A 15,117-nucleotide genomic window follows, 5' to 3' on the forward strand; every position below is an offset into this window, starting at 1 on the left:
TGCTGTAATCTCAGCGGTCCCCGCGCTTGCCTTGGGAGCTACGTCGGTCACCTGGGGCAGCTTGGGGCTATCAACGGCGCTAGTCGGTCTCGCAATGGCCGTCATGTTGTTTGTATTGTCGGATCTCGCGCGCCGTCGAGGCAAGAGCATAGAGCCTGAAATAGAGCAGAAAATTGGAGGACGACCGAGCATCACAATGCTCCGCCACGATACCGACCAAATGGATCCTAGAACGAGGGATCGTTATGTAACCTTCTTGGCGGGAAAACTGAACGAAAAAGCTCCGACAAAGGCGCAGGAGAAAGCCAACCCACAAGCGGCGGACGCGTTCTATGCGCGCTGTGGAGCTTGGCTTAGGGAACACACTCGCGACACAAAGAAATTCCACATTCTCTTTGGTGAAAACATCACCTATGGCTTCAGGCGAAACTTGCTAGGCATGAAGCCTGTTGCTGTGTTCCTAAACATTTTGACTGTAATTGCGTGTGCTGCCATCATCGCCGCCACCGAGTGGCCCGTGACATTGGTGAGCCTCAGTCAAACCAAGCTCCTGCCCGTTCTAATCATAGCTTTGCTCCACGCGGTCTATGTGATCTTCGCCGTGACGGAAGCCAGTGTCATTGAGGCCTCAAAACAATATTCCAGACAGCTTTTCCTTAGCTGTGAGGCGCTCATGAACGCAGCACCAGGTCCTCAGACGCCAAGGGGGAAAAAGGCAGAGTAGATGGTACCTAACAGCGTGCCTTCGAAGGCACAGCCAATTCGCTGAAGATCAACATAACAGGCTGCGCCGGGGCCTTAGCTCAATGGTTAGATCCGACCGCTCATATTGGTATGTTTGCAGGATCGTGTCCGTCAGGGAACACTGTATGAGAAGCGTAACTTGGCCTTTTCCTGGCTGAAGTGCGTGCAATGAGGCGCTTGGTGGACTCAGAAGGTGGAGCTTGGTGCGATCATTAAGTCTACGCCCGCGACGCTATCTACTGGAATTCACTGGCCAGCATCTGCTGGCTGGGTTTGTTTTTGATCATGGGCCAGCTTCGTAAGGTCAAGTTGCCCGTAAAATGAGTGAAAAAATGCGTCCTGGATGTGCTGGAGTAGTACTGGATTTGTTGCTTCTATCGTTGGTGCAATCGTAGGTACCATATCCAAGCGCTATGTGAAGACGGCTCTCATTCTTAGTCCTTACGCCATCCTGCCGCACGCATTACATCGCGCTCGGCAGCAAGCAGTGATGTCTCGCACCACCACTTCCGTAATAACCGGGGCCTCATTGGAAATGTTGCCGAGATCGGCTCTGCGTCGGCTGGGAATGTATCAAGGAACCTACGAATCTCGTCGTAGTGCTCGAAGGTCGACATATGGGCTTGAGCAAATTCTAGTGTTCCAGCGCCCTGCAACGGCTGGAAGCGAAAGCCCATACGATCAAGGGAGTGCCCGAACCCATTCCCGTTGTTGGAAAGATAAAGATCTCGCCAGTTGCCGTTGAAACCTGTGTAATTCCATCCTAACAGCCAATAAGTAAATTCTCCATGTGTAGGCAAAAAAACACGTAGACTGAACCTTTCGATTAAGATCATAAATTTGGCGGGCTGAATATGCTGCACGTGAAATTGAGGCTGTTGATCCGTTCTCTTGAAGTGAACGACCTCATTGCGAAGATATCCGTATTCCTTACTTATCTCATCAAGTTCAGTTCGGTCGATCGGTGAGCTGATTTTCCCTTCAAGATAATCTATTTTTTTGCTCAACTTCTCCCATCGGACGAGTTTCTCCACATCGTCGCCATTGGCCTCCCGTTGAACGGCATAGTTAAGCAACGCCTCAAGGTAAGCGAATGAGAAGAGCAGGAGGCTGCGGTTGTGGTGGAGGCGTTCGATAGGAGACTTGGCTCCCTCAGCCTCTTTATATGAGCGGTACGTAGAGCAGAATAATTCCCAAGGCGCGAAACGATTGAATTCATAGAGAGGAGTTTCGTGAAACACGGTGGACTTACCCCTAGGTATGATCCTACACGAACTCAGAAAAGTAGCACGTTGGGCTATTTAGTGAGCTGCGAATGATCTCTCGGTCCTCACGACGAGGACACGCCTCATACGACCATTCACCTCGAATTCAACCTCGTCTTCCTCTGTTCGACCAAGCAATTCTTTCCCTAATGGAGAGCGCTCAGCAAGGAAGCCGTTGGTCAGATCGTCACGGGTTGAGCTCAGGGTGAATGTCGCCGTTTTGCTATCGTCGAGATACTTGATGACGACCCGATCGCCGACACGGATCCCACTAAGAGAGGTGAGCCCTCCTCCCTCTTCGAGAGCTGCCCCGTTCTGCTCATGGACCTGAGCTAGGGATTGTCGCTCGATCTCGTCCGAGACAAGCGCCCCACCTTCAGCCTGTGCCGACGGTACCGTGATGTGGGTTGTGAAAACCCCACCATTGGCAGCACCGTCGCTTGGCCCAATTCCATGGCGTTCCAGGGTCGCGAACAGATCGTCCATGCAGCCATCGGCGTCGAGCGTGAAACTCGACGCCCAGCAGCGCCAGAAGCGCCAGCCAACCCGCTCCAGGATGCGTTGACGGCGCATATCGTCCGCCCAGCGCTCCGGACCGTGGTACTGATCCCCATCACACTCGACGGCCAGGCGCCGTCCGTTTGCTCCCTCGACGACAAGATCGATGCGGTATCCCATGGCGCCGACCTGTGGAGTGACCCGGTACCCGCGCTCCAGAAGGCGGCGCAGCACCTCCCGCTCGAAGTCCGATTCGCACATCGCCTCAAGGTCACCCGTCGGCGTAGCAGCACCGGCCATCGGCTCACGGAAGTGGCGTATCACCCGCGCCTTCAGGTCGTCGGGCTTGAGTTCCTCCTCACGAACCGAACGAACAAGCACGAGACGATCGCGGGCGCGAGAGAGCGCCACGTTGAAGCGCTGTTCGAATTGGGCTGCCGTCTGCGCCTGCTTGCTGTTGGGATCAGCGATCATGGACAGGAAGACGATGTCGCGCTCGTTGCCCTGGAAGGTGGCGCTGTCACCGCAGGCGATGCGGTGGCGCATCATCATTTCTTCTCCGAGTTCATCGAGAAGCATGCGGTTGATCAGTGCAGCCTGCTTCGCTCCGATCAGCGATACCACGCCGATCGTGCGCCAGCGGTCCTGGGCCTCGATACGAGCAAGGCTGGAATCCTCAACGATCTTGCGGATCTCGCTGACGATGACCTCGGCCTCCCGTGGATTCTGCTTGTCGCCCTGCCGACGCCCGTCCGCGACGTAGATGTCGACGAGTGGCGGATCGAGCCGCTCATGCGCCGTTGGCACGCGCAGCGGCACCAGCGGCTCAGGGTAGAACTGCATGGAGAACCGGATAATCGGCTCAACGCACCTGAAGTGCTCCTTGAGCATGACCAGCTTGTCTGGGAACATGACCTTGGCGAGGTCGTAGAGTGAGGCTCCCGGAAGCAGAAGCGTCTTAAAGGGCTGCCCTTTGAGGAAACCGTTCTCAAGGCGATCAATCTTCGCGTTCTCGATAAAGGCCGCTGTCGGGCTCACCTGCTTGTCGTCGCCGACCACGAGGATCTTCTTGCCGCGAAGGAGTGCCGGCACCTCACGGATGTCGGATTGGGAGGCCTCGTCCATGATGACGAGGTCGAACGATCCGACCTCGCCAGGCAACTGCTCCGCAACGCGCCATGTTGGCATGATCCAGCACGGAATGGCGTCGTAGCACTGCGCCATGGCACTGCGGGCATCACGGCGATGCCGGACAGCGCCCTTCCCAGTGCCCTTGCCGGTCTTGCGCAGGGCTGTGGCGAACATCATCAGCGCAGAGCGCACCGGCCCAGACATGGATCGGCCGAGCTCATAGAAGGTCCGCTCGCGCACCACCCGCTCGAAGGTCTTTCTGATGTCAGCATCAAGGCGGACCCGTTCCTCGGTCAGGCTACGCAGCCGGTTCCGGTCATCGATCCGCGCCAGATAAGCGGAGGCGGCCGCCCAATCCCATGCCTCACGCCAGTCGGCGGGAATCAAAGCATCCGTTTCGCCTTCAACTGGCTCTGTGGCCAGACGCCGGCTCCAGAGAGGAGCCCCCGCTTCGTGGATCCGAACTGTCATGGTGCGGACAAGCGCCAGATGGTTCTTGTGCTGATTCAGGTCATCGATTTGGCGCCTCAAGGCACCCCAGAGCCGGGCGATGTTCTCCGTCTCGATATCAGATCGGCCGATCGCCTCGCCCAGCAGGTCACGAGCCAGTTTCCCGATCTTGCCTGATGCATCCGAGAAGAGCCCCTCAAGACGGGAGACTTCAACGCGCGCGGCGGCGAGTTGTGCGGAGGCCGCCGCATTCCGAAGCGCCTCCTCGGCATGTTTCATCCGAGCAGGATCGCGCCAGAGATCCCGAGGCGAGCTCGCCCCAGGTATCACTTGGCCGAAGACCTCCTCGAGCGCGCGCATAGCGCCGGTCCCCTCCACGAGGATGGCACTAAGGAGGCTAACGAGTTGTTCGATCTCCCGCGCCGACCCTGCAGACGGAGCACCAATCTCCTCGGCCAGCGCCCGCCACCGGACTCTCAATGAAGTGACTTGCTCCCGCCAGATGAGATACTGGCGAATGTGATCCCAGTCCTCACGAGCAGTTGGCGTGCGTCCTTGCACCTTGATGGCCTGCACAACCGGCCGGAGTGCCTTCTCGCGAAAGGCAAAGAAGCCAAAGACGTCCTCACCGTTGGCGAGGCGGCCGATCAATTGGGTCGCCTCACCGGCTGCTGGCTCGAAGGTATCAGGCAGTTCCACCGGCTGGGCCAAGTAGCGCTTGCGCTCCTCGACAATCGGCTTTGCGTCTTCGGCAAACCGCAGGAGCGGATCGAGTGCGCCGGCTCCTCGCTCGCCAGAAATCGCATGCTGAGCTACCGGCTCAAGCCACGGATTAGCCTTGGTGAGCATCTGAACACGCTGCAGGGTCTCAAGGGCTTCGGCTCCTCGGAGCGCCTGCCCGATGGCACCAGCCGAACCGATGCGGATCGACAGCGAGCCATCCCGTGCGGCAGCCTCTGCGAAGCGCTCGGACCGGACGAGGTCCTCATGCAGCCGGGCAATGACGTCCCCGTCGGGCAGATCCTCAACCGACGGGAGCACCGCATCCAGGTGCTCAAGCCGGGAGCCGAGGGTCACACGTGCAGCCCGAAGGGCGGAAATCTCGTCGTCTGACAGACCAGCATTCTGCGCGGACTGCTCCGGGCGATCTTCGAACCACCTGTATTGCTCTGCCGAGGAGACGATCCGTTTTGCAAGCTCCGCGGGCCGCTCGCCAGCCCCGGTCGGGGCGAGCTGCAACAGGGCGAAGCGCTCGATCTCCCTATCGACCTCCTCGAGTCGGGTCCGGAGGCCAACAACAGAGGCTTCCAGGTCACGGATCAGAGGCGATTGCTCGCTGGGCCTGATGCTCTCGACGACGGACTGCAGGAGGCGCACGGCCGTCTCGAGTTGCTTGAATCCTTCTCGCTCCGTGGCCGTGATGCTGATCGCGAGATCCCGGACCCCTTCGGGCAGCTGGTTCCGCAGGACCGCAAGGGCAGGCTCGCCATGGGACACGACCAGGACCCGCCGACCCGTGGCCATGTAGTGGCAGATGATGTTGGAGATCGTGTGCGTCTTGCCCGTGCCGGGCGGTCCCTGGACAACGATGCCATCGGTGCCTTCCAGACGCCGGACGATCTCGATCTGGTCATCGTTGAAGGGCTTTGGGAAGAAGAGGTCCATAGCCTCGGGTTGAGGCGCCGCCTCCGCTGTCCCGCCGGTGGTCTCACCGACGCGATTGCCTAGTGGAGCCCAGATATCGTTCGGCTGTGCTGTGGAGGGCCCCATCACGAGGGTCTGGGCCGGGCCCGGCAACGAACCCTCCTCGGCAGCCTTCTCGACCGACTTCTTCAGGTTCTCGAGATCAGCCAGGATGAAGCTGTCGGATCGTCTCCGGGCAAACAGAACCCAACGGTCCGAGACGGTCAGGTGCTCGCTGGCCGGCAGCACCGGCTGGTCGGGTGCCAGTGCCTGGCGATCGGGCAAATATACGCCTTCGGCATCCAGACGGGCCTGACAGGCCCGGAGGATAGGCTCGAACCCGTCACGCCGATAAGGCGAGACACCCTCGTCCGCGTCGACGAGCGCGATCGCCCGACGAGACGCGTCCAATGCCAAAGGAGCCCCTTCGACGCCGAGATCCTCGAACGGACGCATGTTGATGCTGGCTGTGGCCGCGCGGGGGCGGACCTTGATCTCACCGCCGCTAAGATCATTGATCTCGATCTCTACGAGACGCTCGACCAGAGGCAGGTCGACCTCATTGCCATCCCTAAGCCAGCGGGAGAGCCCGATACCCCAAACGAGTTCGAAGGATTTGTCGCCCCCTCCGAGTTCAGCGAATTGGGTGACCTCAAACAACCTCTGATACAGCGCCAGGGACCGCCGAACTGGACGTTCTGCGATCGACCAGGGCAACCATTGTTCAGTAATCCACGTCTCGGCGGCGATCTTGACGTCGGAGCGATCCTCCAAGCGCAGGCGCACATCCCAGCGGAGAATGGTCTCGTCCTTCTTGATGGCTTCCGCCACATCCTCCGGGCGCACGGCTCCGGAGGCCAGAAGTTCATCCCGTTCCGTTTCCGTTACCGTCCGAAGCAGGTAGTCCCGGAGTTTAGGCTCGCGCTCGGGATCAGGGGAGATTTCCAGCCAGTCTACCGCGAGTTCTGGCGGTGTGGGAGGATCACTGCGCCGGAGCCGCTCCACGGCGAGCCACACCGGGCCATCCTCGTCCACCAGATCGTGACGAACCCCAGGCATGGCATGCAATTCATGCTGGTGCAGCACAAAGGTCTGTCCTGTTGGAAGCCGATGCTCAGACAGCCGCAGGGCTGGACGCTCATCCAGCCGGACCACCTGCTCGACGTATCCCAGGAGATTGTGAAGGCGCTCAGCGGCAGGTGCGACGGTATCAGGTGCAGACATCATGTTCTTTGGCTTGCTTCGTTCCTAGCCCCTCGAACGAAGCTTTGTTGCTAAAGAGACTCATCTGAGCGTCCGGTATTGGTCAAGCCTAAAGTGTTGGTCCATTAGCGTCACAGTGACCACAGCAAGACGAGCGGACAGACAGAGGTCCTCGCCTACACTCCCCAGTAGTGGCTGTCAGCCTGATCCCTGGTAAACCCAATCGGCTTCCATCGACACTGACAGTATTCAAGATGATGAACTATGATTTCGAGTCTGTGTGGCACAGCCGCAGTGACAATGATCTTAGTGCGTCCAGCAGCCGCAGAGTCAAAAGCGATTCTCGCAGAGTCAAGGCAGAACTTTTATCTTTCTTTCGACTCGCCGCTTTAGGCCTCAAGAGTCCTGCGGTTTCAGTTTTTCCAATGCAAACTGCGTTAACAATCGCTCAATCATTTCAGATCGACTCCACACGTAACATCGAATCAGCCATCACTTGAACGGTTGCGAGAAGAGCGGGTGCGCAGGCTCCAGTTCTTTGCGCCACAAGAGCAGCGCTCCCACAGGCCTATCGTCCCGGTAGGTTGGTGGGAGCCTGACGTGTTGGCGCTCACGAACGTCGACGGCGGGACTAGCGTCCTCACTGGAGGCTCCGTCCGCCTAGGCAGTCTGCCTCCGAAACTCTCGCAGCCCTCTTCGATCAGGAGATGCAACCCGTGAACTAAGGCCAGGCAAAGCAAAAGGCCCACGAAGCTGGAAACTTCGAGGGCCTTTGGAGACCCACCGAGGGGTGGGCGTAATGGAATCTTGAACACGTTCCTTATGCCATCCCGACAAGCTGACTGTCAACAACATCGGTGTCGGTGAACGCTCCCGCTTTGCCCTCACATTGGAGGGACGCGATGCAACTCGCATCGTCAGGATGCCGGCGGCTGAGACATGCCGCTCTGGCAGCGAGAAAACTCGTGCTCGAGGTCGGGCGCGCTGTAACGCGCAAAGAACTCTCAGCCGCCGCCCATGCGGCCGAGAAGGCGCTTGGGCTGAGTGCAACCCAGCGCATGGTTTTGGGTCAGCTCGTGGCATGCTGGGGTGAGCAGAAAGCCGACCGGCTTTTGGTGTGGCCGTCTAACGCCCGATTGGTGGCGACCACAGGTCTGTCCGAGCGCTCTATCCGTAACGTAATCCGTGCCCTGATCGACCTCAGGCTCGTGGTTCCGAAAGACTCGCCTAACGGCAAGCGCTACGCCATCCGGGATGATGCTGGCGCGGTTGTTGACGCCTTCGGATTTGACCTGACCCCGATCTATGCCAGGCGGCGTGAGTGGGCTGAAACAGTCGCCCAACAGAAGCGGCTCAAGGACGCCCACAAGCGGATGTTCGATGAAATCACGATCTGCCGTCGGGCAACAGAGGAGGCGCTGAGCGCTCTTTCCCAGCACTTTCCCGAGGTTGAACGATCTAATCTGGAGCACCGCCTGGAGGTCTTGAAAACCAGAACCCCCAGGAGGTCCGGATCATCCCTCCCCGAGGGCCTAGCCGAAGCGTGGAAGGAGGTTCGGAGCCTTGCTGAGGACGCCTTCTACAAGGCAGGCTGTGACGGCACCGAATGCCGGCACATTGAAGCAGAGAACGGATCTCCTAGTGAGACTTGTGACAACAGCACTAATCTGTCTCAACCGCGCACGATTGCTCGATCGAGTTCTACGCAGATCTTGCCAGCGCTGGTGGTCGAGGCTTGCCCTGTGATCTCTTACTATGGGCAGGTGATCCGAAACGCTGCTGATGTGGTTTCAGCTGGCCGTTACCTGCGTGCCTCCTTAGGGGCTCATCCCAGCACGTGGGATGAGGCTGTCCGGACCATAGGTGATTTCTCTGCAGCAGCCGCGGTCATTTACGTACTGCAGCTCTATGACGACGACGTTGCTAGCGGACGAAACCGCATCCGGAATGCCGGCGGCTATTACCGATCCATTGTGCGCATGATCGGCAGAGGAAGCATCAATCTTCAGGCTGAGCTCTTGGCTCTGAGGCGACGAAAGCTCTTGTGAGAGAAAGATCTTCTATCAGCGTCGGCCCCGTCACAACATGCCCGAAGCCGTCAGGTGGACATATGGCTTGTATGGAAAGATTCTGCTTGAGGAGATCAGCTTGGGCGTGACGAGCATGGCATCTGATGTCCTCATGAAAGGCATGGAACTGGGTTCTAGGTGAGTAGAGGATTCGCTTCGTGCATTGGGGTTGTTTCTCCGAGCAACCCTGAGGAGCAAGCTCAAGGGCGGCGATCCGGGGCAGTGGTGTTTCGATGCTGCCAGCTCGTCGGACCCCGTGCTACGAGGGTTGCATCCTGCCGGAATCGGTCTCGACACGTTTCCGGCTACCGCAATGAACGCTCACAGGTTGGCCGGAAAAACAGGAGCATACCTTTGCCAAGGGAAGCCCCGCAGATACGATCAGGCTAAGGAAGAGGCAGTGGACATAGAACTCCTCTAGGAGTCCGGGTAACGCGAGAAGCATGACCGCATGACAATCTACCGCTGCCCATATTGCGCAGTCGACGCCGGCGGCTTCCGATCGCTCTGCGCCCATATCGTCAAGCGGCATAAGCTTTCGTACGAGTTTGATCTCGTGATGGCTGAGGCCGGCGATAGTTTTATTGTCAAGCGACTACCTAAGCGACCGAAAGAGGCAAAGATGTCTGCCCCGTCTGTGGCGCCAAGGCAGTCCAAGGAAACACCGGCACACGCCTCTTCTCCGCCGAAGAAGCCGACGGGGGTCAACCGCGCGTTCTACGTGATGCATCGTGGCGACGCCTTGAGAGCTCAAAAGCACACCTGTTTCTACTGCTATTGCCCGCTCACGGTACGCATGGCGACAGCCGATCACAGGATCGCGCAGGCAAAGGGCGGAAAGCACAGCCGAGACAATCTTGCGGCCGCGTGCGCAGACTGCAACGGCCTGAAAGGCGCCACGAGTGAGGTCGAATTCAAGCGGTTGATCAAGGTTCCGCCGGCGGGCGCCCCTCTGCCGCTCTTGCTCGCCTGGTCACGACGGAGGACTTGGCTTGCCACACATCGGGCTACTAGGCGACTGTCGCGCTTGTTCGGATTACGCTATGACGGCCCGTCGATCGGACGGAATTAGGTGCGACAGAGGGTAGACAGGGTCTCAGATCACTGATGAATACCCTTTTCGGATTGCTTGTCGAGGGGCCGACTCCGAAGTGGCCTGACCTCCCGAAAGAGCTCTAGAGCAAACATTCCCCTTCTATCCCCACAACAATGTCTGCTCTGAAGCGCCAAAGCGGACCAAGCGCCTATGTCCTAGGAGTGCCCGGAGCGAGTATTGAGCGGCGGACCAGAAGCTGACCTTACCGCGATACACGAAGCTCCCGCTTTGCGCCGTCAGAATCTCTTTGAACAGTCAATGACATCAGAGTCCTTAGATGAGGCATGCCCCTTGTTGACCGGCATGTGACCGCCTCAAGTTTCGCCTACAGCCAAATTCGAAACCTCAGTCCTGTCGCGCAAGCGCGGCGGTCCGCATATCAATCCGCCCGCGCTCTCGCGTAGGATCATGCGCTCTGCCGCACGCCACCATCCGTCATCCTGTACCAAGTAATGATGGCGGACACGTAGGCCCGGTGAAGAGCGTGGAAGGGAAGTGGCTTCATCGGCACCACTGGGAAGGGCAGAGTATCCGGCCGACCCGTCGAAATATATTCCGCCATCCGGATTCCCATGGCGGTTTGAAGACCCACGCCACGCCCCATGCAGCCGATGTCGACGAGGAGCCCGGGTTCGGGCTCGTGGAGATGGGGCAGGAAGTCTCGTGTGAGCGCTACGCGCCCACACCAGCGATGTTGGAACGGCACCCCAGCGAGGCGCGGGAACATCTTGACTACCACCCGCTCCAGGTGCGCCCAGTCAGCGGCGGAGGTGGGTTCCCGGAAGGGACCACGCCCGCCCATGATCAAACGCCCCGCGTGATCAAGCCGGAAGTAGAGAAGGAGCTTTCGAGTGTCCGAACAGACCTGGCCGTGAGGGAGGATGGACCGGCGCAGGTTGTCGGACAGGGGAGCAGTGGCGACTTGGAAGGAGTTCGGGGCGATGATCGTCTGCCTGAGCCCCGGCACGAGGTCACCCGTGTAGCCGTTCGTGCACAGCACCACCCGCTCGGCCTCAACAGTCCTCCCATTAGCCGCGGTCACGTGCCAGCGTCCGCCTCTCCGGACGAGGCGTGTTGCTGGGCTGCGCCCATAGATGCGCGCGCCCGCCTCCAACGCGGCGCGAGCGAGGCCGCGGGCATAGGCAAGCGGCTGGATTGCCCCGCCTCGCTGGTCGAGCCAACTCGCCTCATACTGGTCTGTGCCGAGATGAGCCTCGGTGGCGGTCCGGTCCAGGAACTCGACCGGCGCACCCCGTTCTGCCCAGTCCGCGGCACGTCGGCGGACGGTCTCGACGCTCTCGGGGGTATGTGCACCCTGGATCCACCCACGACGCAGATGCGGCACCTCCATCCGGTGTTTGGCGATGAGGTCGAACACCGCATCGGCTGTCCTTCCGGCGAAGTTCGCTAGGCGATCCCCGGCCTCCTCGCCGAGCATCGAGCGAAGCTCACGAGGGTCGTATTTCAGCCCTGGGATCACTTGGCCGCCGTTTCGGCCGGATCCGCCCCAGCCCGGCTCGTGCGCCTCCAATACCGTCACGTCGACGCCTTGCTCGGCGAGGTGGAGCGCGGTCGAAAGTCCGGCATAGCCGGCCCCGATCACGCATATGTCGGCCCGAGCGTCTGCCTCGAGCGGTGGTGTCTCAGGTGCTGGCGGCGCTGTTGCAGCCCAGAGAGAGGGGCTCAAGGGAAACGGCTCGGTCATCGGCAAAGACCTTTCAGAGAGGCTTCAGTACTCGCCGCAAGAAATCCTGAGTCCGGGGATTGCGCGGGTTCGTTAACAATTCGGCGGCGGGACCCTCCTCGGCGATAACGCCGCCGTCGAGGAAGAGCACACGGTCAGCGACCTCGCGGGCGAAGCCGATTTCGTGCGTGACCACCACCATGGTCATGCCCTCATCGGCGAGCGACCGCATGACGGTGAGCACGTCGCCTACGAGTTCTGGGTCTAGGGCGGAGGTGGGTTCATCGAAGAGAATTGCCTTCGGTCGCATCGCCAGCGCACGGGCGATAGCGACCCGCTGCTGCTGTCCGCCGGAGAGCTCGTGCGGATGAGCCCCAACCTTGTCCGCAAGCCCCACGCGCTCTAAGAGGAGCCGCCCATGCGCCTGTGCGTCCGCCCGTGGCTCGCGCTTCACAAAGACGGGACCCTCAATAACGTTTTCTAGCGCAGTGCGGTGCGGGAAGAGGTTGAAGCGTTGGAATACCATGGAGACCTGGGTGCGCACGGTGGTTATGGACTTCGCTGTCCGGTTCACCGGGATGCCCTCAAACCGGATCGAGCCGGAATCGTAGCCCTCCAGACCGTTGATACACCGCAGGATTGTGCTCTTGCCCGATCCTGAAGGACCGATGATGCACACGACCTCGCCCTTCGACACGTGAGTCGTGATCCCCCGGATGACGTGGTTTGCCCCGAAGCTCTTGTGAACGTTATCGAGCTCGATCATCGCCATCGCGTCACCTCCGTCCGAAACGCCGCTCAAGGTGGCCAACGAGGAGGATCAACGGGATGCTCATGCACAGGTACAGCAGCGCCACAAGGGTGAAGACGGTCGTATTTTGGAAGGTTGAGGATGCGATGAGCTTGCCTTGAAGCGCAAGCTCCGCAACCGTAATCGTGGAGGCCTGGGACGAGTCCTTCAGCATCATGATCATGATGTTGCCGTAGGGCGGGAGCACGATCTTGAACGCCTGCGGCAGGATCACTCGCCGCATTGTGAGTCCCCAGCCCATGCCGATGGTTTGTGCCGCCTCCACCTGTCCACGGTCGATCGCCTCGATGCCGGCTCGGAAGTTCTCCGACTGATAGGCGGAGTAAGCGATCCCGAGCCCGATGATTGCGGCCTGCACCGCGGTGAGTGATATGCCGAGGTCTGGCAGGACGAAGTAGATGTAGAAGAGCTGCACGATGATCGGAATGCCCCGGATCGTGTTCACGAATGTCTTGGCGATGCCCGCGAGGATCGGCACGCCCGACACGCGCATGAGCGCCCAGAGAAGGCCAAGCGCGGTCGAGAGCACAAGAGACCCAGCCGTCACGATAAGGGTGAGGCGCAGGCCTTGAAGGAGGATGGGCAGGAACTCGATGGAGTCCTTTAAGAAGCCTTGCATGGGGACCTAGCGGCAGGAACAGGCGTATTTGGAGGGGAGGCGCGGCGGTGGCGCCGCCCCTCGGCGGGCGCTACTCCTGGAGCCCCCACTTAGTGAGAATCTTGGCAACCGTGCCGTTTTGCTTGAGCTTCGCTAGTGACGCGTCGATCTTCCGCAGCAGCTCGCTGTCGCTCTTACGCACCCCGATGCCCACGGATCCCACCACCATGGGCTTATAACCCTTCACGAGCCGCACCTCGGGAAAGCGGCCTTGCTGGAGGTTGTAGGCGACGATGGGCAGGTCAGCGAATCCGGCCTTGATGCGGCCGGCGTTCACATCGCGCATGATGTCCGGGATCGTTTCGTAGATCTTCACTTCCGGGAAGAGCCCGCTCTTCTGCAGCGGCTCCACATAGGCTGTGCCGACCTGGACCCCGACGTTGAGGCCCTTCAGGTCTTGAAGCGATGCATATTCCTTGACGTCGCTCTTGGGCACGAACAGCCCGTCCCCATAGGTGTAGACCGGGGCCGAGAAATCGATCTGCTGCTTGCGAGGCTCGGTGATGTACATCGCCGCTGCGATGATATCGATGCGGTTCGAGGTGAGTGAGCCAATGAGCGCGGAGAACTGCATCGGCTCCACCTGAACCCCGAAGCCGGCGTCCTTGCCGATTTCGGTGATCAGATCCACCATGACACCCTGGATCGTGTTCGTCTGGGTATCCAGGAAGGTGAACGGGATACCAGTCGGGGTCGAGCCGACCTTGAGGGTTTGCTGGGCGGCTGCGGGCAGCGCAAGCGAGACGAGAATCGCGCCGGCGGCGATCAACGAGCGCAACGACATTAAGGGCTCCCTAGTTTTGTTGGTTCGGGCCGCTGCCCGACCTTCACTGGTATGAAGATTTCTGCATAGCCTTAGCTTGTCCGCAATGTTTTTTTACGACGATCGAAGACTTGGAGATCTGATGAGGGGTGGATGCGGGATAACCCCAGTCTAGAAGCGAATAATCAATCAAGGAACAAGGCCGCTGTCACTAGAAGCCCGGGGACTAGGGCAGTTCACCCCGTGATGAACTGCCCTTCACAGCACAGATCTTACTGCAGGATCGCCTTGACCTTCTCGGCAACACCGGTGCCGATGGCCTTGTGAGCCTCTGGGCTTAGGTGAACACCATCGATGCCATCCGTGGTCGTCAGCTTGCCGGCATCAAGGAACTCGGCTCCAGCTGCTTTTGCAATCGCTTCAAAGTAAACCGGAAGCGCCTTCGTCTTCTCCACACCGCCGGCGAACCTCTCGGCGCGTCCTTCAGGGAACAGTTTCCCCAGTGGGGGTGGAGCGAGGACTAAGACCTTGGGAGCGGCATACGACGTTCCCACCCCGCCCTTGGTTTGCGCCACGGTGTCGATCAGCTTGCCCATGCCAAGCGCGATCCGGAATGGCGAGCGATCGAACATCTTCTTCACATCGTTGGTGCCTAGCATGATCACAACGAGGTCAAGCGGCTGGTGCGTGGCTAGAGCCGAGGACAGGTAGGCAGATCCATCGAGCCCGGCACCCGAGATGTGGGGCAATGTCGGATCAGGGATGTCGGTTGTACGGGCGCTCAGCCCTTCGTCGATAACTTCGTAGCCTGATCCGAGTGCTGCCTGAAGGACACCGGGCCAACGCACGTCTTTGGAATACCGAGTGGTCGAGCCGCTTTCGACCGGGATGTAGCCCCAGGTGTTGGAGTCGCCGTAGACCATGATGCGCTTGGCAGCCCCATCGGCGGCGTGCGCTATGCCTCCGGCAAGAAGCGCAACTGCCGTGAGTGCGCCGACGAGACTGCGTCGGGTGAGAGACATGTGGGCTTCCTCCTTCGCTTGCCGATAATGGATTCGATCT

General features: G+C 59.8%; 10 protein-coding genes. 3 read left to right on the forward strand and 7 right to left on the reverse strand.

Features of this window, described 5'->3' with window-relative positions; genetic code table 11:
• Positions 1–94 precede the first annotated feature (94 nt).
• On the forward strand, positions 95–724 hold the full coding sequence (locus AC0QTX_RS09890; RefSeq protein ID WP_474603659.1) for a hypothetical protein: 630 nt from the start codon (positions 95–97) through the stop codon (positions 722–724).
• Positions 725–1,178: 454 nt separating this feature from the next.
• On the opposite strand, the gene AC0QTX_RS09895 is transcribed toward AC0QTX_RS09890, so the two are convergent.
• Both AC0QTX_RS09895 and AC0QTX_RS09900 read right to left on the reverse strand, forming a co-directional pair.
• Positions 1,179–1,985, reverse strand: a complete 807-nt coding sequence (locus tag AC0QTX_RS09895) for a hypothetical protein (protein ID WP_474603660.1) — start codon at positions 1,983–1,985, stop codon at positions 1,179–1,181.
• A gap of 60 nt (positions 1,986–2,045) precedes the next feature.
• Complete coding sequence (locus AC0QTX_RS09900; protein WP_474603661.1) at positions 2,046–6,998, reverse strand: AAA domain-containing protein; 4,953 nt, start codon at positions 6,996–6,998, stop codon at positions 2,046–2,048.
• Positions 6,999–7,876: 878 nt separating this feature from the next.
• Here AC0QTX_RS09900 and repC point away from each other — a divergent pair.
• Positions 7,877–9,022: a plasmid replication protein RepC gene (gene repC, locus AC0QTX_RS09905; protein ID WP_474603662.1), complete on the forward strand. Its 1,146-nt coding sequence runs from the start codon at positions 7,877–7,879 to the stop codon at positions 9,020–9,022.
• Between the two features lie 472 nt (positions 9,023–9,494).
• Positions 9,495–10,115, forward strand: a complete 621-nt coding sequence (locus AC0QTX_RS09910; protein WP_474603663.1) for an HNH endonuclease — start codon at positions 9,495–9,497, stop codon at positions 10,113–10,115.
• A gap of 430 nt (positions 10,116–10,545) precedes the next feature.
• Here the strand turns inward: AC0QTX_RS09910 and AC0QTX_RS09915 are convergent, their stop codons facing one another.
• From AC0QTX_RS09915 to AC0QTX_RS09935, 5 genes are all read right to left on the reverse strand, one after another.
• Complete coding sequence (locus AC0QTX_RS09915; protein ID WP_474603664.1) at positions 10,546–11,844, reverse strand: NAD(P)/FAD-dependent oxidoreductase; 1,299 nt, start codon at positions 11,842–11,844, stop codon at positions 10,546–10,548.
• A 13-nt stretch (positions 11,845–11,857) separates the two neighbouring features.
• A complete protein-coding gene (locus tag AC0QTX_RS09920) occupies positions 11,858–12,589 on the reverse strand; it encodes an amino acid ABC transporter ATP-binding protein (protein ID WP_474603704.1) in 732 nt (243 codons plus the stop codon).
• A gap of 10 nt (positions 12,590–12,599) precedes the next feature.
• Positions 12,600–13,253 (reverse strand): amino acid ABC transporter permease, encoded by a 654-nt coding sequence (locus tag AC0QTX_RS09925; protein ID WP_474603665.1) that lies wholly within the window; start codon positions 13,251–13,253, stop codon positions 12,600–12,602.
• Positions 13,254–13,323: 70 nt separating this feature from the next.
• Positions 13,324–14,076 (reverse strand): ABC transporter substrate-binding protein, encoded by a 753-nt coding sequence (locus tag AC0QTX_RS09930; protein WP_474603666.1) that lies wholly within the window; start codon positions 14,074–14,076, stop codon positions 13,324–13,326.
• A gap of 251 nt (positions 14,077–14,327) precedes the next feature.
• The gene (locus AC0QTX_RS09935) at positions 14,328–15,077 is read right to left on the reverse strand and encodes an SGNH/GDSL hydrolase family protein (protein ID WP_474603667.1); all 750 of its coding nucleotides are present in this window, start codon (positions 15,075–15,077) and stop codon (positions 14,328–14,330) included.
• Positions 15,078–15,117 lie beyond the last annotated feature (40 nt).

It is taken from the genome of Microvirga sp. jy35 (genome assembly GCF_056148915.1).

Coding starts and splice junctions, on each gene's coding strand:
- AC0QTX_RS09890 (WP_474603659.1), top strand. CDS start 95: ATGGCCGTCATGTTGTTTGTATTGTCGGATCTCGCGCGCCGTCGAGGC.
- AC0QTX_RS09900 (WP_474603661.1), bottom strand. CDS start 6,998: ATGATGTCTGCACCTGATACCGTCGCACCTGCCGCTGAGCGCCTTCAC.
- repC (WP_474603662.1), top strand. CDS start 7,877: ATGCAACTCGCATCGTCAGGATGCCGGCGGCTGAGACATGCCGCTCTG.
- AC0QTX_RS09910 (WP_474603663.1), top strand. CDS start 9,495: ATGACAATCTACCGCTGCCCATATTGCGCAGTCGACGCCGGCGGCTTC.
- AC0QTX_RS09915 (WP_474603664.1), bottom strand. CDS start 11,844: ATGACCGAGCCGTTTCCCTTGAGCCCCTCTCTCTGGGCTGCAACAGCG.
- AC0QTX_RS09920 (WP_474603704.1), bottom strand. CDS start 12,589: ATGATCGAGCTCGATAACGTTCACAAGAGCTTCGGGGCAAACCACGTC.
- AC0QTX_RS09925 (WP_474603665.1), bottom strand. CDS start 13,253: ATGCAAGGCTTCTTAAAGGACTCCATCGAGTTCCTGCCCATCCTCCTT.
- AC0QTX_RS09930 (WP_474603666.1), bottom strand. CDS start 14,076: ATGTCGTTGCGCTCGTTGATCGCCGCCGGCGCGATTCTCGTCTCGCTT.
- AC0QTX_RS09935 (WP_474603667.1), bottom strand. CDS start 15,077: ATGTCTCTCACCCGACGCAGTCTCGTCGGCGCACTCACGGCAGTTGCG.